The organism is Thermoanaerobacterium sp. RBIITD (genome assembly GCF_900205865.1).
Lineage (GTDB): Bacteria > Bacillota > Thermoanaerobacteria > Thermoanaerobacterales > Thermoanaerobacteraceae > Thermoanaerobacterium.
In genome coordinates this window covers 2,770,362-2,793,491 of the sequence record NZ_LT906662.1, presented here as the reverse complement: position 1 = coordinate 2,793,491, position 23,130 = coordinate 2,770,362, and the positions used below count along the sequence as shown (strand labels likewise).

At 31.6% G+C, this 23,130-nt stretch carries 21 protein-coding genes, 5 tRNA genes and 1 pseudogene; 2 read left to right on the top strand and 25 right to left on the bottom strand.

The features are described from left to right. Positions 1-41: 41 nt before the first annotated feature. The 7 genes from CPG45_RS13455 to eutH form a co-directional block, all read right to left on the bottom strand. Entirely contained in the window at positions 42-641 is a 600-nt protein-coding gene (locus tag CPG45_RS13455; protein ID WP_096232389.1) for a DUF445 domain-containing protein, read from the bottom strand. A 78-nt stretch (positions 642-719) separates the two neighbouring features. Then, complete coding sequence (gene ytxC / locus CPG45_RS13450; RefSeq protein ID WP_096232388.1) at positions 720-1,598, bottom strand: putative sporulation protein YtxC; 879 nt, start codon at positions 1,596-1,598, stop codon at positions 720-722. 55 nt (positions 1,599-1,653) lie between these two features. Next, the gene (locus CPG45_RS13445; protein ID WP_172856576.1) at positions 1,654-2,403 is read right to left on the bottom strand and encodes a DUF6873 family GME fold protein; all 750 of its coding nucleotides are present in this window, start codon (positions 2,401-2,403) and stop codon (positions 1,654-1,656) included. Positions 2,404-2,450: 47 nt separating this feature from the next. Continuing rightward, positions 2,451-3,413, bottom strand: a complete 963-nt coding sequence (locus CPG45_RS13440; protein WP_502695790.1) for a GGDEF domain-containing response regulator — start codon at positions 3,411-3,413, stop codon at positions 2,451-2,453. 204 nt (positions 3,414-3,617) lie between these two features. Then, positions 3,618-4,958 carry a GH1 family beta-glucosidase gene (locus tag CPG45_RS13435; RefSeq protein ID WP_096232385.1) on the bottom strand — a complete coding sequence of 447 codons (1,341 nt, stop codon included), beginning with the start codon at positions 4,956-4,958 and terminating at the stop codon, positions 3,618-3,620. A 330-nt stretch (positions 4,959-5,288) separates the two neighbouring features. Beyond that, on the bottom strand, positions 5,289-6,002 hold the full coding sequence (locus tag CPG45_RS13430) for an HD-GYP domain-containing protein (protein WP_172856574.1): 714 nt from the start codon (positions 6,000-6,002) through the stop codon (positions 5,289-5,291). 1,052 nt (positions 6,003-7,054) lie between these two features. Beyond that, positions 7,055-8,119: an ethanolamine utilization protein EutH gene (eutH, locus tag CPG45_RS13425; protein ID WP_096232383.1), complete on the bottom strand. Its 1,065-nt coding sequence runs from the start codon at positions 8,117-8,119 to the stop codon at positions 7,055-7,057. Positions 8,120-8,273: 154 nt separating this feature from the next. Here eutH and CPG45_RS13420 point away from each other — a divergent pair, with 154 nt between their 5' ends. Continuing rightward, positions 8,274-8,489 carry a hypothetical protein gene (locus tag CPG45_RS13420; RefSeq protein ID WP_096232382.1) on the top strand — a complete coding sequence of 72 codons (216 nt, stop codon included), beginning with the start codon at positions 8,274-8,276 and terminating at the stop codon, positions 8,487-8,489. Between the two features lie 180 nt (positions 8,490-8,669). Here the strand turns inward: CPG45_RS13420 and yfcE are convergent, their stop codons facing one another. The 10 genes from yfcE to CPG45_RS13375 form a co-directional block, all read right to left on the bottom strand. Beyond that, positions 8,670-9,221, bottom strand: a complete 552-nt coding sequence (gene yfcE / locus CPG45_RS13415) for a phosphodiesterase (RefSeq protein WP_096232381.1) — start codon at positions 9,219-9,221, stop codon at positions 8,670-8,672. 392 nt (positions 9,222-9,613) lie between these two features. After that, positions 9,614-11,194: an oleate hydratase gene (locus tag CPG45_RS13410; protein WP_096232380.1), complete on the bottom strand. Its 1,581-nt coding sequence runs from the start codon at positions 11,192-11,194 to the stop codon at positions 9,614-9,616. Positions 11,195-11,372: 178 nt separating this feature from the next. Next, positions 11,373-11,693 (bottom strand): TetR-like C-terminal domain-containing protein, encoded by a 321-nt coding sequence (locus CPG45_RS18555; protein ID WP_231969132.1) that lies wholly within the window; start codon positions 11,691-11,693, stop codon positions 11,373-11,375. Further along, on the bottom strand, positions 11,666-11,950 hold the full coding sequence (locus CPG45_RS18550; RefSeq protein WP_231968781.1) for a TetR family transcriptional regulator: 285 nt from the start codon (positions 11,948-11,950) through the stop codon (positions 11,666-11,668). Before CPG45_RS18550 ends, CPG45_RS18555 begins: the two co-directional genes overlap by 28 nt. A gap of 711 nt (positions 11,951-12,661) precedes the next feature. Continuing rightward, positions 12,662-13,999 carry an FAD-dependent oxidoreductase gene (locus CPG45_RS13400; protein ID WP_096233620.1) on the bottom strand — a complete coding sequence of 446 codons (1,338 nt, stop codon included), beginning with the start codon at positions 13,997-13,999 and terminating at the stop codon, positions 12,662-12,664. A gap of 5 nt (positions 14,000-14,004) precedes the next feature. Beyond that, positions 14,005-14,535 (bottom strand): hypothetical protein, encoded by a 531-nt coding sequence (locus tag CPG45_RS13395; protein WP_096232379.1) that lies wholly within the window; start codon positions 14,533-14,535, stop codon positions 14,005-14,007. 5 nt (positions 14,536-14,540) lie between these two features. Beyond that, positions 14,541-16,682, bottom strand: a complete 2,142-nt coding sequence (locus CPG45_RS13390) for a hydantoinase/oxoprolinase family protein (RefSeq protein WP_096232378.1) — start codon at positions 16,680-16,682, stop codon at positions 14,541-14,543. 57 nt (positions 16,683-16,739) lie between these two features. Next, positions 16,740-18,023, bottom strand: coding sequence for a C4-dicarboxylate ABC transporter (locus tag CPG45_RS13385; protein WP_096232377.1), 1,284 nt, complete (start codon positions 18,021-18,023; stop codon positions 16,740-16,742). 12 nt (positions 18,024-18,035) lie between these two features. Next, positions 18,036-18,713 carry a hypothetical protein gene (locus tag CPG45_RS13380; RefSeq protein ID WP_096232376.1) on the bottom strand — a complete coding sequence of 226 codons (678 nt, stop codon included), beginning with the start codon at positions 18,711-18,713 and terminating at the stop codon, positions 18,036-18,038. Positions 18,714-18,715: 2 nt separating this feature from the next. Beyond that, complete coding sequence (locus CPG45_RS13375; RefSeq protein WP_096232375.1) at positions 18,716-19,858, bottom strand: ROK family transcriptional regulator; 1,143 nt, start codon at positions 19,856-19,858, stop codon at positions 18,716-18,718. Between the two features lie 385 nt (positions 19,859-20,243). Here CPG45_RS13375 and CPG45_RS18310 point away from each other — a divergent pair, with 385 nt between their 5' ends. After that, on the top strand, positions 20,244-20,336 hold the full coding sequence (locus CPG45_RS18310) for a transposase family protein (RefSeq protein WP_157732415.1): 93 nt from the start codon (positions 20,244-20,246) through the stop codon (positions 20,334-20,336). Positions 20,337-20,727: 391 nt separating this feature from the next. On the opposite strand, the gene CPG45_RS16920 is transcribed toward CPG45_RS18310, so the two are convergent. From CPG45_RS16920 to CPG45_RS13335, 8 genes and pseudogenes are all read right to left on the bottom strand, one after another. Next, positions 20,728-20,871: a hypothetical protein gene (locus tag CPG45_RS16920; RefSeq protein WP_157732414.1), complete on the bottom strand. Its 144-nt coding sequence runs from the start codon at positions 20,869-20,871 to the stop codon at positions 20,728-20,730. 915 nt (positions 20,872-21,786) lie between these two features. Continuing rightward, a pseudogene (locus CPG45_RS13365) lies at positions 21,787-22,260 on the bottom strand (iron-containing alcohol dehydrogenase); the annotation flags it as partial. Positions 22,261-22,303: 43 nt separating this feature from the next. Then, on the bottom strand, positions 22,304-22,639 hold the full coding sequence (locus tag CPG45_RS13360; RefSeq protein ID WP_502695789.1) for a thioredoxin family protein: 336 nt from the start codon (positions 22,637-22,639) through the stop codon (positions 22,304-22,306). Positions 22,640-22,724: 85 nt separating this feature from the next. Beyond that, positions 22,725-22,798 (bottom strand) — tRNA-Cys (locus tag CPG45_RS13355). 6 nt (positions 22,799-22,804) lie between these two features. Further along, positions 22,805-22,880 (bottom strand) — tRNA-Gly (locus tag CPG45_RS13350). 11 nt (positions 22,881-22,891) lie between these two features. Then, positions 22,892-22,967 (bottom strand) — tRNA-Phe (locus CPG45_RS13345). Between the two features lie 4 nt (positions 22,968-22,971). Further along, a tRNA-Asp gene (locus tag CPG45_RS13340) sits at positions 22,972-23,048 on the bottom strand. 4 nt (positions 23,049-23,052) lie between these two features. Continuing rightward, positions 23,053-23,128: transfer RNA gene (locus CPG45_RS13335), tRNA-Val, on the bottom strand. Positions 23,129-23,130: the final 2 nt, after the last annotated feature.

Here is a 23,130-nt window from a genome sequence, read left to right as displayed (position 1 = left end):
AAAAGTCAGGTTATATAATTGATATCGAAATTTGTCAATATCTATAAAAGTCGTACAATAAAAGCTTGAAATATACCTATAATAAATCCTAATATTCCTCCTAAAATTACAATCATTTTTAGTTCTTTATTTGAAATGTCTATGACTATCTTTTCAAGCTTCTCAAGCTCAAATAACTTTATCTTCTCTTCAACTATACCGGCTATGTTAATTTTCTTCGATATGTCGCTTAACATAGATGTTGCAGATTGTTCCATAAATTTGTCTACTTCTTTATCAATAATGTCACCTACATAGTTTGTCAATATTCTTTTAAATGATTTAGGAATAAAAGTAGGAAGATTATTATCAACAATGCTACCAACTCTTAGCTTTATACTTGATATAATATATCTTCGGTTGTCATCGTTCATCAATTTATCCCATATATCGTTTATTGAAACCAATTCATTTTCAACGATTTTCCCAACTGATATAGCAATCTCATCTTTTCTCTTAGGAATTAACCCTTGTATCTCATAACCCAAAAAATTATATGGACGGATCGGCCTAAAAAGCATAATAACAGCAATATAATTTGTTATCCACCCTATAATACCGCCAACAAGTCCTAATAGCATCATTTGTGTAAAAAGAACCATTTAACCACCCCAATTAAAAAAATACATATATATAATACCAGATTTTTTATAATATTAAAACCCAGCGTTTGCTGGGCATTATTTTCGTATTTCGTGTGCAAGGCATAATTCACATCCATGGCATATAAAAACCCTTCCAGAAAAAACTTTTTTCATAGTCTCCAATATCTCCTTATTTTTTATATTATTTGCCGAATGAATGTATATCTTAGCTGGTGCCACTGTGATAAGAGTGCTAATTAGCATGTCATCATCGCTAAGTTCTCCACCACTAAACTCTATTGAAATGTCGCTTAAAAACTCTCCGGTTATAGGCTTATTATTACTATCATAAAACCCAAACTTTCCATCTTCATTAACTAAAATGTTTAAAATATTTATTTTCGAATCTTGAAGCTCTACAAAATATTTTAATAGCCCAATGAACTCATTATATTCTTTCTGCATCATATATTCGTCAACAGCACGATCAACAACTTCACTTAATTCACCGATAAAATCTCGAAGCCTAAAATTTACAAATCCTTCTATATCTATTCTTTCATTATCACTTAAAAAATCCTTTAATGCAGTATAAATCTGCTCTTTCTTAATCAGTTTAAATGTTTCCCTATTTACTTCATTATCTAAAATTCCATTAGCGATTTTGGCAATCTCTAATTTTTCCTCCTGATTAAAATAATAATAGTATTTACCAATTATCTTTTTGATTAATTTCTTATCTATTTGATTTACTATTATATCCGAAATAATCTCAGCAATATAATTTTTTATTTTGTTGATGTTTTTACAGGATGCTTTGTCTTCAACATTAAGATTAAAAAATGTAACATGTCCGCAATCATTTAAATTAACTGCAACATTAATTCCTTCAATATTTAATTCTCTTATTCCATGCTTTAAACTATCACTTCCGTTGGATAAGGCATTTGGGATTCCGATAGATAAGAGCTGCATTTTTTCTCACTCCCTTCGTTAGTAGTATGTGCTCAAATGTTTTTTCTTTGCATCATTAGTAGAGTGGAATAATGGAACCGATGTCTTTTATTTGGTTTGATGTTAAAAAAATTAATTCTTTGTTTTTATATTTTAAAAAGTCAATTATTTTCCTATGATTTCTGTGATATTTTATATCACCTGTAATACAAAAAACATCCTTAGATATTAGTCCTGAAGCACCACCAATAAAACCATAGTCAAAACCTTCAAGTCTTATATCACCTTGTTCAATTAAAAGGCAATCAAATCCATTTTTTGTAGCAATTTTGTATATTCCCATATCAGATGTTATAAAACTATACTCATCAATTATGGCGATGTTGCATTTTGTATAGCCTTGTCTAACATCTATAAATTTAACTCCTTTTTTCTCCAATATATTTCTTAATACAGGATCAGTATATCTTAAATTGTGAAAAGCGTAATTACCCAGTCTTGCTACATTATATGCTATATTTCCTGGATAGTTTCTACATAATATATTATGTCCAAAGACAACGTTTAAATTTAAACTTTTTAAATTGGATATAAAGTTAGAACTTAAACCAGGTGCGACGACTATATCACCATCACCAGCATTATGTAAAATAATATCAGGATGATATGAAATTGCTTCGTACAAAAAATTGTGTTTTTCAGTTAAAACTGTTTTAATGCCTAATCTATTTAGTATATTGCTCAACTTTTTTTCACGCCCATCAATTACAGCAACATTTATTTTACGATCTGGTAAATATGGATATTTTAAATACAATTTAATCATTTCCTTTCAAAATTTCACATAAAAAATTAGCATACATTCAGTATGCTTTAATCCTTTCTTCTATCCTTCAAATATTTACTTCCATTCATAGATTTTAATTTTCTCTTTATCTCAGCAGCAACTTCACTTATTTCAAGCTCATTCTCGAATTTTCTATGTTCATTTGTAATTACCGCAATAGATATAGATATTAATGGAAATCTTTGAACTTCTCCGCGTCTATTTAAAATCTCAATATATCCTCTTGCCATATCATCATCGTCATATAATCTTTTTATATCTTCATCAAACTTCTTTATTATATAATTACACATAACATCTATTTTATCAGGTGTTGTAACAATAATAAAATCGTCGCCGCCAATATGACCTAAGAAATCTTTAGTGTTGCCACATTTATCAAGCGCATCAGTTAAAATTCTTGATGTTTGTTTAATAACTTTGTCGCCACGTGAAAATCCATAATAGTCATTATATGATTTAAAATGGTCTAAATCAATATACAATACAGCATAAAGATTTCCTGACTTAATACGCCTTCTTATTTCGTATTTTATATCTATATTTCCCCTCAATCCTGTTAATGGATTTGCCATCCTATTGTGCTCTATTCGTTGAAATAAATTTTTTACTTGTATTAATAATTCTTTCTCATTGAAAGGCTTTGTTATGTATGCATCAGCTCCGAGTTCAAGTCCACGTAATTTCTCTTCAAAATCGTTTTTTGACGTTAATAGTATTACAGGTACCAATAAATTTTCTTCATCGTCTCTTAGAATCTTTAATAAATCAAAACCGCTTAAGCCCGGCATAACAACATCAAGTATAACCATGTCAGGATAATTGCTTTTATATATTTTAAGTGCTTCTTCTCCATTTTGTGCTTCATAGATATTATATCCCGCATCAATTAGTATATCTCTCAATACGGTTCTACTTAGTCTATTATCATCCACAATCAATATACTCTTTTTATTCACGATACATCCCCCAAAAATATATTCACCCATATAAATTATATTAATAATTGAAAATAAAAATACTACATTATGATAATATAAACCCAATAAATTACATTACATCACCAATAAATTATAATATTAGTAATATTAATAGTCAATAATTAAGTAAAAAAGGCAGAATTACTTGCTCTGCCATAGTAAATAACAGAATCTTTTTAGCATGATTTGGTTAAAACTCCCATTAAAAATCAATTATTCTATTCTTCTTGTCGCAATAACGTCTTTATACCAAATAGCACTATCTTTTAAAATTCTCTTCTGGGTTTTGTAATCGACATAGATAATTCCAAATCTTTTCGAATATCCATATGCCCATTCAAAATTATCCATCAAAGACCAGACAAAATAGCCTTTCAAGTTTCCACCATTTTTGATAAAACGGTACGCTTCATTAAGATGAAGTTTTAAATATTCTATTCTCTCATCATCATGTATATGCCCATCGTCGGAAATTATATCTTTTAAAGCTGCACCATTTTCTGTAATATATATTGGAAGCTCTTTCGTATATTCATTTTTAAGTCTTGTTAATAAATTGTATAGGGATTCAGGACTAATCTCCCATCCCATATCTGTTTTTTTGTTTGGACCATCTACATATTTTACATTAAACAATTCGCCGACACATTTCCTGACAATTGCTCTCGTATAATAATTAACACCAAGAAAGTCAACTTTTTGGGAAATGTCATTAAAATCTTCATTCCTGATAAAATCAAGACTTCCAAATATGCTACTAAAAAGTTTTACCATATCATCAGGATAGCTTCCTTTAAAAATTGGATCTAAAAACCATCTATTTGAATAACCGTCAATTATCGATGCAGCAATTTTATCATCTAAACTATCTGTTTCGGGATAAACCTCATTTAAATTTAGTGTAATGCCGATTTTAGAATCTTTCAGATTAAAATCTCTAAATATTCTAACTGCATTGCCATGCGATAATAAAAGATGATGTGCAGCAGTTAAAGCTTCCCCAAAGTTTTTATGACCAGGTGCATGATCGCCTGTACCATATCCGAGGATTGATGAACACCATGGTTCGTTTAAAGTTATCCACATTGGAACATATGTACCAAGTTCTTTAAATATTTTTTCTACATATTCTCCATACCAATGTACGACATCTCTATTAAGCCAGCCTCCTAAATCATCAGCCCACTGTGGTAAATCCCAGTGATATATCGTTGCGCATGGTATAATATTATTAATCAGCAGTTCATCTATAAGCCTTTTATAAAAGTCTAATCCCATTTGATTAAATTTACCTTTCTCAGGAAATATCCTCGGCCAAGCAATAGAAAATCTATATGCTTTAATGCCAATCTTTTTCATTAAAGCTATATCATCTTTATAGCGATGGTAATGATCACATGCAACATCTCCTGTATCTCCATTAAAAACTTTACCGTTCTTTCTGCAAAATGTATCCCATATTGACATACCTCTTCCATCTTCATTGTATGCTCCTTCTACCTGATATGAAGCCGTAGCAGTACCAAATAAAAAATCATTATCAAATTCAACCATTTTATTTCCTCCCAAAAATTTATCCCATATTGAAATCATACCATATATTTACTAAATAATAAAGTTTATAAAGTCAAATATACATCGCTTCAAAAATTTTCTTTATTAATCATTGTTCTTTATCGGATACCATTTTCATTCAATGATAATACATAATTTCTTAATTTTGCCTCATTTCTTTAGAAAAACCTTAGATACACATCTACATATTCAAAGAATTCTTTGTCTTTATCTGTCAAACTTATTGATGGCATTCCATTAACAATTATATAATTTATTTGATTTTAAAATTTAAAACACATATACTTATGTTAATAATTACGGCTATAATCAATAATCAATTCCAACATCTGATAATGCTGATATGAAGGCATCTACAACGCCAGCATCAAACTGTATATTTGTATTTTTTCTCAGTTCTTCTATAGCCTCAGATATCAAAAATGGATCCCTATAAGACCTTTTAGATGTCATTGCATCAAAAGCATCTGCTACAGCAATAATACGCGAACCTAATGGTATTTCTTCTCCTTTCAACCCGTCTGGGTATCCGCTGCCATCATATTTCTCATGGTGATGCCGTATAATATTTGATATATTATACATTGACCTAACTTTTTTTACAATTTCTGATCCCATAACAGGATGATCCATAATTTGTGCATATTCTTCTTCCGTAAGCCTTCCAGGCTTATTTAAAACCGAATCATTTATCCCTATTTTACCAATGTCATGAAGTCTTGCAGCTGTAATTATATCTTCAGCTTCTTCACTCTTTAATTTCATTTTTGAGACAATCAAACTGACTAATTTATGTACTCTCTCAGAATGTCCCTGAATATACACATCCTTTGCCTCTAATGCAGATATTAATGCGTCTTCCATATCTAAGTAATTTTGTTTAATTTCCTCAATTAATTTCTTTAATTTATCTGTTTGTATTTTTAGAAAACTAACTAAAATTGATACAAAAAAGTATATAGGTATGGACATGATAAAAGTAAATCCCAAAATATTGGATTTATCATTAAAATATATATTCAAAAGTTCTCCAGTACTTATTAAAGTAGGTATTATTAGGCTAAACTTCAAATCATATCTTAAAGCTGAAATTAAAATAGGGATGTAAAAAAAACTTGTATATGCATAAAAGTATATCGTGTTTATTTTTATTGTTAAATAAAATGTAAAGATTAGAATTATAAGCATGAACAAAAAAATTAGTGTATCAATAATTTTATTTTTTTTTTAATCCACTTTATCTCTTTAACTAATTGTTGCATAACACACCTTCCTCCCCATAATTTTCTGATTTTTTTTTTTTTTTTTTTTTTTTTTTTTTTTTTTTTTTTTTTTTTTTTTTTTTTTTTTTTTTTTTTTTTTTTGAATTATTTTTAAATTATTTTGTATTTATCAAATTTTCGCTCTTTTATAATTAATATTGTATAATTGCAATTTTTATTTGTCAATAATTGATCTTTTGTAAATTTTAATAATAATTTTGTAATGTTTTGATACAATATATACAAATATATACTAGAAATGAATTTTATGAGAATACTCGTTGCAGACGACGAACCTTATTTAACAGATATTTTATATAAATCTTTAAAACAGAAAAATACAGCATAGATATAGCTAAATATAGTTTAGAATGTATTGAATATTCCATAATTAATATTTATGATATCATAATCAAAGACATAATGTAACTTGAATATATCTTGAACTTAATGAGAAAATTATATTTCCCTTTAAACCTTTAAAATTGAAATTGACAATATTGAATGTACTGCTTTTGTTTATCGTAATAGCTGTATTCAGCACAATAATATATTTAAGCTTTAAAAAATGATAATTATTAATGATGATGCATTGATACTATGAGACGCCTGCAAAACCATGCTAAAGCACCACGAGATCATAAAAGAATTCTCAAGCCTCATAGACATAACCGATGGCATCCTTGAAGAAACCAAAAAAATAGAACATACAATGAACGATAAAGCATCGATAAACTAAATGAATTCGTATCCTTCTTTAAAAACACCCCCATATCATAGTTATATTCCACAATTATAAAAAACCATGAAATACTATCTGTCCCATAGCCGCAGCGCCAGCATAAGTCCAAATAGCCCTGCAACAAATTTGGATACCATAAACGGTACCAGCATACCTGGCGCTACTCCTGACACAAACCCCATCTGGCCCCCGAATACAAAAGCACCACTTATAGCAAAAGCCGAGCAGACTACTTTCCCTTTGGTATTCATGCTTTTAAAATTGCCAAATACCAGTAAATTAGTAGCAAGATTACCAAGTAAGCTGATAACAGAGACGCTATCTATGTCGCACCTATTTCCAATCTTTTTTAAAAAATTGCTAAAAAGCCTTTCCAGCATAGCCAGCATTGGGTATGCACCAGCCAGTATAAAGGCAATTTTTCCTACCACAGACATAACTTGTTGCAGCGGAATAATTTCAAAACCAAGGTTGATGCCAAAAACAGAGTAACTTCCTTGTGCCAGCAATCCTGCAGCACTTAACCCTATTATCACCTTTCCAAAGGCATCAAAGCAACCCAGTAAAATATCAGGTATCAGCGATAATCCTATTCCTATAAAAGCTGAAATAACCAATATAGGCAGCATATCCTTCAGCAATTTAAGAGGATTTAGGCCAAACCACAATCCGGCGGCAAAACAACCTATGGGTATCGCTATTACTCCTATCATCACGCCTTTAGAAAAATACTTTTGCTCATCTCTGGATATCATCCCCATAGCTATGGGGATGGAAAAACTTATGGCTGCGCCCAGATTAGAAGCCACTACAATACCAGAAAACAGCCCCATTTTTTCATCAAGTGCCAGATCCCGGGCTATCTGATATCCACCCATATCCACTGCTAAAAAACTAGCGGCAATCGTAGAAGGATCTACGCCAAAGACCTTAGATACATGAATTATCCCTATTGATAAGGCTCGAGATATGGCAGGTGATATAGAGTAAATACCTATCATGCCAAGACCTACCGCTCCCATTGCCCTGATCCCTTCTTCAAACTTTTTGCCCAATCCTAAAGGAGAACCTATGGCGTAATCAAATCCACCTATTGCAAAAAACACACCTATCAAATACAGCACTACACTTCTCATAGCGCTTTATCCTTTCATGCTTTTAGCCTTATTGTATCATTGGCGCATGTGTTTCTCAAGAGGCCTGTACCGAAATATATTTTAAAAGTGCAACTGTCACACCTCTAGGGAAGTTTTCATAACTTAATATAGAAAGATAATGGAGGTGAAAAAAGTGAGAGAAAAAGAGCTTGCTCAAAAAATTGATGAACTCATCGACTCCTTTGAAAGCGACAGCAGGGATATAAACGACGTTGAAAGCGAACTGCAAACATTGTTTAAAGATAATGACCCTGACTTTATTTTCAAACTCATATTCAAACTCTTGTTTAGAATAAAAGATGAAGTCAAAGACATCGAAAAGAAACTAGACAAGATTTTTAGGATTTGAGCCATAAAGCCCTGCTTATAGCAGGGCTTTTTTGAGTGCGCCGGGAGAGTTTCGAACCCTATGACCAACTGTTTCGTAGTCAGATATTCTATCCAACTGAGCTACTTGCGCCTTACATCCCTTTATAGTATCATATAACCTATCTAAATATTCAATACAGGTTTATAGATGTGAGTTTATTTAAAAGTCCAACGACATGATGTCCTTCCCTGATTCTAAGTCCACTATTTTAACAGCGCCATCTTCAATAAGCCCTATCGAATTGACTTTATCATCTCTTTTGCTGAGAGACGTAGATCCGGGATTGATCACCACGCAATCGCCAATTTTCTCTAAAACGGGAATATGGGTATGCCCTGTTATGAAAAAATCCAGTTTGTACTTACCAATTAATTCGTGCATATCCTCCTCGGAAATGGAATGGCCATGTTGAACCATAAACCTCTTTCTATGAATCACAGTAAACACATATGGTGTCTGTATAGGTATATTTAACACCATCTGATCTACAACTGCATCACAGTTCCCTTGAGCTACCAATAGAGGAACACTACAGGAATTTAACGCCCTGGAGAGCTTTTTAGGATCATATCCTGAAGGAAGTGGGTTGCGTGGTCCATGGTATAACACATCTCCCGCGTGAAAAATCAAATCCGTATCTTCCAAAAAATTCCACGCTTTTTCCCACGAAGCATAATCTCCATGGGTATCGCTTATAACGCCGATCTTCATATCAACACTCATCTCCCTTTCAAAAGATCGTTAACGCCTTTTATAATTTTATCATCTGATCAAAAAAAATAAAAGCCTCAAAGACTTAATATTACTGATATTTTATAAAAAAGGTTCAATTCTTACCAAGTAAGAAGTTTAATATTTGGCCTTATTATAGAAGCTTTAGGATATGTATTAGTTCCTGTATCATATATACTTGGACTTTTAAATCTTAAATATTTTATATTATTTTTAGCAGCCACTATATTTTACGGCATACTTTTATCGTTAGGGCTATACTTTTGGAAGAAATACGTTTAATAAATATCTTTATTTAAAACAACTTTTAAAGTTAAGTAGCTACCGTATCTATTAAAAATTTTTAATATCATACTTAAAAACATTCATAGCTATCTAAATAATGTTACAAATGACTTAAATAATGTTCTGACATCATATTGATATTGCTTTACAGGTTCAACTGATTTATTTACCCCAAAAAGTTTATATACTGCAATTCTTGCAGATCTGACTGAATATTCTTCTGTAAAAACTACATCATCAGTTATTTCGCAAAACTGACCAATAAACGCTAAGTTCGTCGAGCCTTTCGGTATGACTTGAGGCCTATTCCCTATCGACCTTGGCATAAATTGTGCCGTAATAAATGGCATCATACAGGGAATACAATTCGCAGATTTTATTATATCATCCATATCTTCCTCAAATTTGAGATGATGTAAAAGTTCAATTAATATTTCTTCTCCTGTACATTCAGACATCTTCTTTTTGACATAGTCACCTATATTATCAGGACGTAATCCATAACCCCAAAATACTTTAACATCATCAGGTTGGTTTCTAAAATGTGGTTGATATGCTAAAACAATTGACATCAGCCAGCTTGAATCTTTAAATGTTACAAGTGCGCCCGTACCCGCTTTATTGTGCGAGAACTTTTCCATTAAATCAAAGAATTTTGAATCATGGCATGTTACTGTAAATGACTCCCATTTTGAGCCATCTATATAATCGTCAAATAAAGAAGGATTCCCTAAACCAGGTTTCTTTTTAGATATTTTATCCCATAAATTCCAAGATGCACCTTTGCCGTTTATAGTTGGGGCTTTTGTCATTGAACCTAGACTATATCCTTCTGTCATTGAACCATTTGTAACAATTACAATATCACCTTCATTAAACTCAATTATTTTCTCAACGCCTTCCTCTTTATAGTGTACCTTAGTTACAGTAATTTCCTCCGAATCTTTAAAATCTAAATCTATTACAGTGCATTTCATTTTGAAATCAACATTGTAATTATTTAAATATTTTTCTATAGGAAGTATTATTGAATCGTATTGATTATAAGGAGTTCTTGTAACACCTTCCAGAGTATGAATTCTAGGAAATTCATGCATAAATCTTATCATATATCTTCTTAACTCTGATAAACTATGCCAAGGTTGAAATGCAAAAGTCGTAGCCCACATATACCAAAAATTTGTTTCAAAGAAATGAGGTCCAAACCAATCACTAATTTTTAACTTATTTAACTTTTTTTCTGGTGTTGCAATAAGTTTTACCAAAGCAATTCTGTCGTCATTGTCAAATCCCATTGACATTACATCGACAACTTCACCGTTTTTATTTACAAGTCTTGCATTAGAATGTGTAGGATGTGCAGTATCAAATTCAATTATTTCTTCTCTTACTGATTTATTTGGATTATCTATTGATGGTATCATCATTAACAGTTCCCAAGTATTCTCGTAGGTCTCGTCATTTAACATTCTTCCGCCTCTGATAACATATCCTTTTTCAGGATCGCCAGCACCATCATTACTTCCACCTAACACATTCAATTCTTCAAAAATATGAATGCTTTCTCCCGGAAATTCGCAATCCCTAATTAAATAACACGCTCCTGCAAGCGATGCTATTCCACCACCCACAAAATAAACCTGTTTGTTTCCATATTCTTTTCTCATTTCAATCAGCCCCCTAAATACTTAAATTTTTCTTAATAAATAAATATTAATACTACAGCGTTATTATTGAAATAATCAAAAAACATGAGCTGTAAAAATTTTTGTCATTTAATCTAATTTGTATAAATTTTTTTAAATCTGTTAAAGTATAAAAATAAACTGAAATAAATAGATGTTATCACTTACTATTACCTACATTTTCATATTTTCGTAATGCTCTTATAAAATTGCCTTCGATAAGTTCACTTAAATCATTAATAATAATTTCTGGATCTTCCTTCATACCATTTTTCATCCATTGAATAATTAATCCGATAAACGCAAGCGTGTAAAAATTAGCAATAAATCTTTTATATTCTTCTTTTATTTTCATATTATTTGAAAGTTCATATACAACACCTATAACGAGATCATATGTAATAGAATAAAGATAATAATCTAAATGTTCCCTACCTAATGAATTTAAAGTATTCATGCAAAAAGATTTATTATCCTCAATATATTTAAAGACCTGGTAAAATCCTTCTTTCCAGTTTTTATAGCTTTTGTATTGAACAATTTTTTCAACAGCTTCTTTTTCGTAAATCCAACCAAGTAAATCGTAAATATATCATGAAAGTGATAATAAAAAGTTTGCCTGTTGAGCCCACATCTATCCACAATATCCTGAATAGAAATTTTGTTTAATGATTTACTCCTCATTAATTCCTTTAGTGCATTTGCAAGAACTTTTTTTGTTATTTGCGAATTCGCCATACACTCACCTTCTATTTAATATGTTACTTTAGTTATTAAAGTATAACATAAAAGAGATATAATAAATATAAAAAGACTTAGGATTTTTAAATTTAGTATTAGCCTTAATAGAAGTAGAATCTAAAGAAATAGTTTTACCAGAAATAATACCTAAATCTTTGAGAATTTCAACTTGATTTTGCATAATAAGAGATAAATACTTATGGTCAAAATTCTTAAGGAAGCCTTCAAAAGTCCCATAAGAAGGCAGCTTTTTAGTAATATCAAATCCGCAGAGGTTACTATAGGACATCTTTTTAACATTTGATCCAAGTTCATGTTACTACTATATGTTAAATATATTCTCTTAATAAATGTATTACCTCCATAAAGTTGTACATAATATTATGCTTAAATGTAATTACATAAAAATGAATTTCTTTTTAAAACATGTCATTTTGTTATTCTACAATTTTCTCAGAAATCCATCTTTATCCTTAAAAAATCTATAAAAACAAAAAAAAAGCCTTATTCAAGGTTTTCAAAATACAACATTATAGTCTTTCCATTTTCTCTTTTAGTACTTAACAAATAGAATAATAACATATCTATTATTGTCATCAAGTAACATCTAATAAGTGTAACATCTCCCGTAATGATGAGATCATTACAAGAGTAATGCAATATACATTAAAGTCTCTTTATAAAATAATAAAAAATTTACATCCAACCTTATATGAAAGCTCCTTGTTTTATTAATATTTCCCTTAATACTTTTACATCTACTTCACTAGTTTTATTGTTATTTTTCGATGCAAGATATGCAGCAGTTCCAGCAGCTTGGCCAGTTGCCATAGCTATAGGTGAGACTCTTACCGCTGCATTTGCCTCATATGTAGATGATATGCACCTACCTGATACTAAAAGATTACTTATTCTTTTACTGTATAAACATCTATATGGTATATCATAATAGCTTCCTTCTTTGAGCTGCATATATATTGTTGCATCACTATCCGGTGAGTGTATATCTACAGGATACCCTCCTCTCGCTATACAATCTTCAAAACGCTTATTTGTAACAAGGTCCTCGGCTGTCAATACATATTCACCGATTATTTTCCTTGTTTCCCTAATTCCAATTTGTGGACCTGTTGACACGAGATAAGAATTTTCAAATCCGGGTATATATTTCTTCATAAAGTTATAAACTTCAAATGCTTGGTTTCGTCCAGTTATTTCTCCTTGTGTAAGGTCTATTATATCTGTGCCGTTCAGTTTTTGTACTCTTGTCATATTTACAATAACTTCACCAGGTGTATTTGTCTCGAAGAACAATACCATATCCCTTTCAAAACTTATTTCACCATTTTGACGAGCTTTTTTTAGTATGGAATAAAATCCGTTAACCATAAGCCTTTGTGCTTTTTTTACTTTATCTATGCCTATCATCGTAAATTCTTTTGGGTTATTTTCCATATATTTTTTTATTTCTTTAATTGTAACATTACCTATTCTTACATTCATTGTCATTGGTTGTGTTAAATTATCCTGCGGCCTTCCAAGAGCATATTCAATACCACACCTTGAGGCAAGGTCGGCGTCACCAGTAGAATCTATATATACTTTTGCTTTTATCTCTTGGATACCTGATTTATTGACAATTCTTATATTTTTTATATTTTCACCATCAAGTTCTACATTATATAAAAAGCTGTGAAATAAAATATCTGCACCGCTTTTTAACAGCATCTTCTGAAGCACATACTTCATCACTTCTGCATCAAATGGAGTAACTGTGCTTACAAATCCTGTCGTATCGGTTACATGTCCTGGGCTTCCACCATATTTAATGAGGTTATTAACAACTTCCTGCGGTATTCCCAATATGACTTGTTTATCTCCTGCATGAAATGTCATCATGGGTCCTACTCCCATATTTGTAAGCGATCCCCCAAGGAATCCGTACTGTTCAATAAGAATTGTCTTAGCACCATTTCTCGCTGCGGCTATTGCAGCAATTGTTCCTGATACTCCGCCTCCTATTACGGCAACATCATAAATCATTATATCACCTACCATATATCATAAAATTCTTTTACAAAAGCATGTGCAGCAATTTCATTTAGTGAGTTCAGCCCCTTTTTCAATATAAAGAAGCCAAACTTAATATTAACTTTATAAATGTCTGATGTAAACCCAATGTGGTAGTATTCAAGGCAATGATAATATTCATGGCATATAAAAAGATTTAAAAGTTTATTTTCGTCTTTCCATAGTGAATACTTATCAGGTATTGACGGTATGAATTTATTTTCTATATTTTTCATGTAGATAGTTATTTTCTTTTCATTGCTTGTTATCTGACTGAATATTATATATCCTGGTGTATAATGTATTTTATCAACCTCAATCTTTATTCCTTCATTTTTTGTAAGTTCTATAATCTCATGTTTTTTATATTTTTTTGCCTCGTCAATCCCACGATTCCATGCCATTTCTGCCATATTTCTTATATCCATTTCTTTTATTTTGTCATAATATATATCTCCTTTTAACTCCTGTTCTATTAATTCATATTTATTTAAAAATATGGAAGGTATCATATTTTTCACCTTTTACAGATAATAATTGCTATCTTTTCATTTTCATTTATTCCATCTACTTCAATTTTTGCCAATGATATTATCTGGTTTTTATCTATCAAACCAGATAAATCTATCATTCTATTGGGTAGTACTATGAAGCAGTCTGGTATTTCTGCTCCGCCATCGCCATAAAATATATTTTCCTCAAGGCCTTTATTTAACAGATCTTCAAAGTTTGATATATCGGCAATATATATAGATGCTTTATTTTTATTAAGCCTTATTATTCCTTCTATATCTATAACCCTTGTATATTCACTGATCTTTTTGAAAAGTCCAAGTAATCCTTTTTGTTTTTTTCTTCCTCTAAATACAAACATATCTCCTGTTTTAGCCGCGATTTCTACATTACTTTTATCAACAGACATAGATTCGGCAGCAATTTTTATTATTTCTTTTTCACTTAGTTTTTTGTTTAACATGTCTTTTGATCTTAATTCTGTTGCACCTGTTGCTATTGCCCGTAGTACATTTTTCTGTGAATCTACTTCTACAAATATCTCTACTGTACTTTCAAGAGCCCCTGCTTTTATGACTGCTTCTTTCGCTTCATTTCTTATTGATAATATGTCTTTTTCAGTTGGATCTTGCACTGTCCTTTCTACCACTTCTCTTACCATTGCGAGAGCTACACCTATTGTAGATATTACCTGTGCATTTTTGGCAATCTTGTATTTCATATTCATCATTTTTGCAAGGTGTGGCACTATTGCTGCGCTTCCTCCCCCGCCGCCTACTAAAACAGTCGAATTTTTATCAAGTTTATAGTCTTCAATAAGACTTTCTACAACTTTTAGGTCTTTCATACATGCTTTATCCATGATTTTTTCTGCTACTTCTTTTATAGTAATCCCAAGCTTATGTGATATTGGTTCAAATGCTTTTCTTGCGGCTTCTGTATTCCCGTACGCATAGTCTTCTGGTTTTACATATCCAAGTATATTTGCAGCACATGATACCGTTATGGCAAACATTTTTCCATTTTTGCTCTTAACAGCAATATAATCATCTGGATCTCCTTCTTTAGGCTTTACATATATTAGTTCTGGATCAATTATTTCGTCTGGATCTGTATAAACTGAATATGGAAGACCGGCAATGTGTGCACTTCTCGGTCCTACGTCTTCTATGTCTTTTTCTCCAAGCCTTACCATGCTACCACCAGCAATTCCGACTGTCCGTACATCAAGTGAATTGAGATATGTTTTATGTCCTCCTACTTCTGCATAGCTTACCATTACTTTTCCGTTTCTTATTACCGATATATCTGTAGATGTACCACCTACTTCAAGAAAGATTCCATCAGATATTTTTTCGTACATTAACGCTCCTGCAACGCCTGCGGCTGGCCCTGACAGCATAGTAAGTATTGGCCTTTTTCTTACTTCAGCAACATCCATTACACCACCATCGCATCTCATTATCATTAGTGGTGCCTTTATTCCCGATTTTTTTACGCTTTCTTCTGTCATATTTGCTGTGTCTATCATTTTAGGCAATATACATCCGTTTATTGCCGCTGTTCTTGTTCTTATTTTGAGTCCATATAGTTTTGTTATTTCATGTGTTGCTGTCGAAGGTAATCCTTTATTTTCTGATATCTCCATTATTTTGTTTTCATTTTCCGGGTTATCTACTGAAAATGCTTCTGCAGCTACAATTGCCCCAGCTTTTTCATTTTTTAATTCTGTTATAGCCTTTTCTATATTTGTATCAAGAGAATCATTTATCTCAATATATCTGCTAAATGTTTTTAAAATCTTACCAGGTGCAAGCTCTATGTCACCTATATTTGTATCGTTTTTTGATTTTATTCCTTCTAACCCTTTACCTACTGTAATTATTCCAACAGGGACGACATCACCTTCAAGAAGAGCATTTGTCGCCTGTGTTGTGCCATGTGCAATAAAAAGTACATCTTCCGGTTTTATATTATTATCCTGCATTAATTTCTTCAATACTTCTATTATACCTTTTGCAACGCCCTCTTTGGCAGTATGTGTTGTAGGAAGCTTAACAGTTCCAATAAGTTCATAAGTATCACTATTTATTGCGACTGCATCTGTGAATGTTCCTCCGACATCTATTCCAATCCTTACTTTCAAATTTATCTCCTCCTATTTAGATCTCGGGGTTAAGCAAAATGCCTAACCCCATATATTTTAGAAAAACATTATTGATGCTGTTATAATTCCTCCAATTGCTATTATCCATATATATGGCAATAGTTTTATCATTAATTTATTTACATCAACACCAACATAATTGCTTAGCCAAACATTTTGTGTATTTGTAGGATCTCCTATTACCTGAATCCTTTCAGTCGATAAAAGTGCACCCATAACAGTTGTTGGTGGTAATATCTTTAAGCTTATAATAAGACCTGCAATACCACTACCAAGTCCCCATAGATTAAGTGGTCCTCTATATAGTGCAAGTGGTGCTAGTATACTGAAGAATAAAATATATGTCAGTGGTGTTGTCGGAATTATACTTTTTAATACTGAAGATAGTACCTGTGATACCATAGGATGCATAACCGAATTTAAAAGCATTCCTATGCCAATCATCAATAATACCGCAGGTGCTGAATCTGCAATTCCATCATATGCGGTTTTTGTCAACATACTTAAAGCGGATTTAAATGATCTTTGTGTTGTTATAATGCTATAGATTATGCCTATTATAAATGAAGTAATTATAGGCCATTTGAATACAAGTACAAAGATTATAGGAACTATTGGTGTTAATAATGCTAAGAAATTTACTTTTTTGTCTGTATCAGCATTAGTTTGTGCCCATGCGAATTTTATTCCTGCACGCTTGAACTCTATCAAAGCAAAAGCAACTGCCATAACAGCGGTAAATATCATAAGAACAATTGCAAAGTTTTTAACATCTCCAAGCGAAACACCCGTTGCAGTTATATAAAATGACCAGTTCGCCATATTAAGCTCAAGGCCTATTGCCATACCAAATAAAAACATTGACACAGCAATAATCGGAGTTACTCCAACTGAAAGCATTATAGGTACAGCAATGCTGCCAACCATAATTACAGCACCTAATCCGCTTATAGTTGTAAAAAGCAGCGCTATCGCAGCAGTAATGCAAAGTGTCATTATCAGTGGGCGGTCACCGCCTAATTCCGCTGCAGTCTTTACAATAGATTTTGATATGCCTGTCTGATTCATTATCTGTCCTAACCATGCTCCAAACATAACAGCCACATATGCTGCTGAAAGTTTAATGGCACCACCATCTATAATATATGCAAGAATTCCTGTATCAAGCTTAGTCTTAGGATCAACAAGTGACAATGGAACACCAGCAATTAACGCAATACCAATCGCAAGTATAGGAAGTGCTACCAATGTGGGTAATTTTCTTGATACCATAAGTCCAGCTATTATCAAAAACAACAATAATATTAAAATCGCCTGCATAATTAATCCTCCTTATAATTTATTAATTTCATTTTTAAATGATTCAGTCATTCTAAGAACGCCTTCTGTATCATTCCTTGTAACAATTGCACCAATCATAATTCCTTTAATGCCAAGGTCATATAGATACTTCACTTCATCTGGTTCTATAATCCTTTGGGTCGGAACAACCACAGGTTTAGTAAGGTTTTCTACAAGTCTTCCATATCTCATTAAATCAGATAAGTGAATTTTCTCTCTTCTGTCATCTGGCAATACGTCTGCTTCAATAACGTCAATGTTTATCTTGTTTAATGCCTTTATGTGTGATATATCATATACTTCGTTAACAGCTACCATCTTTTCAAGATTTGAATCGAGCATGTAAAGCGGCATATGGTGTGCAAACATAGATAGAAAGCTAAACTTAAGTTCTTCTGCCAGTTTAATTTCTTTTCTGTCAGCACAAGTTTCAGCCCCGGGCACAAGCCCCACTGGTACCTTGAAACTATTTATTATTTCTCTAAACACCTCCCTTTGCTCATCTATGCTGCCAAAATCATTACCACTTGCCTGGTGATGTACATTTGCATGTACCTTTAAAGCATCAGCACCTCCTTTCATAGCCGCTTGAGCCAGTTCAATCGTATTTTTTGGCAAACTGACAATAAGCGTCATTTTATTGGTTTTTAGAATTTCAGCAAAACTCATTATTATACCTCCTGTTCATTTATTATTTTATTTAAAGTTAATTTTGCTGTGGCTTTTAAAATATCATCTTTTCCTACTGAACAACATTTAATAATAATATCATCAAAAGAATTTTGGATTCTACTACTAATATCGAATAATTTTATTATCTTTCCATCTAAAACAAATGTTTTAATGTTGAGCAAATTTTTCAGGTTTATTATTGTAATTTTAAGCGAATCAGAAATATCATTGATGATTCTGTCAATTGCATCACTTTTAAAAAATTTATATATGCTGTCGATATTCACAAAGGATGAGTTTGTTCCATCAATCACATTACTTTGATCCTTGCTCAATGTTATTGCTTTTTTTAAAATTGCTTTTATTGTAACGAGTGTATTAAGACAGCCTCTATGCCCTTCGGAGCATTCTGGTCCATATCTATCTATAATCATATGACCAATATTTATATTTTCACTTATTCTCCTACCATTTAATATTACTGATGATTGTATTTCGTTGTTGATATCGATATAAGCAAGATTATTATTTATTCCAAGAGATAAATATTCAGCCATTGATTTAAGATATATTTCGTTTTCTTCTATAACAGGTATACCCAGTTCATATGATAGAGCCTGCGATAAAGTCAAATAACCTGAAGAAATAGATGTTGATAAAACTCCCTTTAAATTAAATTCTTTCAAATCACTGTTAATACATATACCTATACCATATATTTTTCTTTTTTCTACCTTTAAATCCCTTTCAAGATCTTTAATCAATTCTTTTATTATTTTCTGCAAAAAAGGTAGATCAAAATAATCAAACTCAATTTCTTTTTCAATTCCTTTATTAAGGTTAAAATCGAATAATATGCAGATTAGTTTATCCCTTAATATCTTAAGTGTTGCAACATAACCATTTTTAGTATTTATCTCAAGCATTACGGGCCTTCTACCCCCGGTTGATGATCCCATTCCTGATTCTATCAAAATTTTCTCGTTTAGTAATTCCTCTACCAGGTCAGATACTGCTGTCATACTTAATCCCACACGCTGTGAAATCTCTGTCCTTGATAAAGGTCCATCATTCAATAATAATTTCAATATACATTTCTTATTTTTCTCTTTCAATTCTTTTAAATTACTTTTATGTCTCATTATTACCTCCAACTTTCTAAGATATTCGTAATAAGTTAGCAATATACTTTTTACTAAGTTCTTATTATCTTAATATTGTTAATTCGACATTAATTAAAAAAATCCTTCTTTAATATAAAAAAAATTTATTCATTAAAAAACAGGTCTTCATCTGATTAGTTATCAATAATAGAGAATCATATGTTTATGTTAATCTAAAACTGGTTCTTACCAAAAGTGAATTAAAATGTATTAAAAATATGATATGATAATACATTCAAAAACATTATAAAAGAAGTCATTAAATGAATGAATTTATTTAAGATGCTGGATGAAAATTTAGAATATAAAAGCCAAAAAATAATTGGTAATACCATATACATAAAACAGAATCAAATAAAAAGAATTGAAATGCCCTTTCTGTGGTCATACATCATCAAAAGTTCATTCCCATTATAAAAGAAGCTTTCAAGATCTTCCAATGCAAGGCAATAAATGACAATACAAGAAATATAAGTAAACTAATTGAGTACAAAAATTTAATAAAGCTGCTGTACAAGCCTATTGAGGAAGTAAAAATGATTTCTCAAGAACAATTGGATAGAGTATGCAATGAATATCCATTTTACGCAAGTATATATCATCTTATTAATGAATTCAGAACAATACTGCTAGAAAAAAATATTTTTTAATATTTGCATAAGCCTTTTGCTTTTTTATAAAATATTTATGGCGATGTGGCAATTGAACTTATACACCATCCATCATATAAAGACGTTCTTGTAACTGTTATAAATCTTTCAAATTTTCCCTCCAAATCAGGAAACTTATTAATGTCAGTTGATTCTTATACATAATAAACATGATAAACTCTAGATGTTTTTTCTACATCAGACGACTAACAAATGCGGTACATCTTGTACTATATTTAGCATTATTACTTTAAGTTCCTCTGGTTCGAGTAATTCTTTATATTTTAAAATCATACACCTATTTATTATTTCATTTTCAAGTGATATATCATTGTATGCCATATTATCAATGTCCTTTTCATTATCTTTAATATCGCTATTATACTTTGCTGCATCTAATATTAAATGCTCTTTCTTTTTGATGTCCTTATCTTTTTTATAATTTTTGCAGCTTCATAATTAATACATCTCTCAATAAACTTAATAAGGGCAAACTCAATACTTCTGCCTTCCATACCCTTAACCTCCCATTGCTTTACTTTTAATTAATTATAAGCATAATTATATATAATTTACTAATAATTCCTTAATTTTATATTATAATCTGGTAACAATGTAAATTGCTGCTTTATCTCTTTATGCCTTTATGTTTTTAATTTTAGGATATTTTGTTGTAAAATATAGGTATGTGAAATATAATTTTGCATAAAAATTATACTAAGATGCATTTGAAAACTGTTAAAATATTCAATAGTCCAAATTATATACTATTATTGGAAAACTGGAAATAAAATTTGCGTAACTATTTAACTGTCTATACCAAAATAAGAGATAAATTTTTTAAAAATAAAATGAAAGAGAGATGTTTAGTGTGAAGGAATTTCCATTATCTAGGGTATATCGTTTCATTGAGCCGGGACTAGTCGTATTAGTAGCCACTTCTAACGAAGGGAAATTTAATCTAATGACATTGAGTTATCATATGATGATTGACGACGGAAGCAGTCCTTTAATTGGCTGTTTTATTATTTTTAAGCAAAATTGTTACTTCATTTACAACATCAAACAAATTCTTTCTTCTTTTTATCTGTTTTCTTCTTCCAGATGTTTTCTTTCAGTTATATCATCAATAATTATCTGAGTGCCTAATACCTTATCTCCTTCTTCTAATGGTTTGTGATACGATTGCACCTAAAATTGCCTCATTTTCCTCAAGCTCTTCTTTTAATGCTCTACGCTCGGTCAGGTCAGTCACCAGAGAATGCTATAAAGCGATGGTTCAAGAGTAGTAGCAGTTTCAGTAACATGATTTAATGCATCTATTGTAACCGCTATTGTCTGCTTTTTGTCAAGCTTTGTCATAAGTAAAGGGTCATCTATGGCATATATAGAGTACAGGCAATCATAGACCACGACAGGCTTATAATTTTTTTCTGGTATTGTAGCTACCGCAAATCTGTTTACTTCAGTACCAGTACCGTAAGTAAGGTTTATAGCTATAATAGGAACACCTTTTTCGGGTATGAATTTCTGTTCATAAAGTTCTCTTGCATTTTTATCAGTGTACTCCAGCAGCACAGCTACACTTTTCGCAGTATCTATAGGGCTACCAACGCCAATTCCGATAACAACTTCTGCCCCGGTTTCACGGCCGATTTTGGCTGCTTCATCAATCATATCAACAGTAGGATTCGGCCCTACTATGTCATAAAGTGAATATTTGATATTGATAATTTAATATATTATATCATATATGACATCCATATTATGTCATTTAAAAAATCATATTGTAATATTTTTGGATTTTATCTTCTAACGTATCCATACTAATAAACCTAGCTTCTCTTATCACTTCTTTTCCCTCAATATAAACAAGTATAGATGGAACAGTAAAAATAGAAAATTCACCAGATGCTGCAGGTAATTCATCTATAGAAACATGAAAAGCCGATATATTAGGATAGGTCAAAAGCATCTCGTCAATCTTTGGCAGAAGTGTTGTACAAATACCACAGTTCACCGTTGAAAAGTACAATAGTACCATATTATTTCTTTTAATTAATCTTTTCATATCATCAATATTATTAAGCTTTTGCAAGTTTTTCCTCATCCTATCTTTCTCCTATAAAATTAAATATAAAATTCGCAATAAAAAAAATAAAGCCATTAAAGGCTTATTATCACTATATTAAATATGGAGGCGGCATCCAGATTCGAACTGGAGATAAAGGTTTTGCAGACCTCTGCCTTACCACTTGGCTATGCCGCCATAGTTTGGAGCGGACAACGAGACTCGAACTCGCGACCCTCACCTTGGCAAGGTGATGCTCTACCAACTGAGCTATGTCCGCATTATTTTCTCTGGTGCCTCGAAGTGGAATCGAACCACTGACACAGGGATTTTCAGTCCCTTGCTCTACCGACTGAGCTATCGAGGCTTATTGGCGACCCAAAAGGGGCTCGAACCCTCGACCTCCAGCGTGACAGGCTGGCGCTCTAACCAACTGAGCTATTGGGCCTCAATGGTGGTCGCAATAGGGCTCGAACCTATGACCCCCTGCTTGTAAGGCAGGTGCTCTCCCAGCTGAGCTATACGACCAT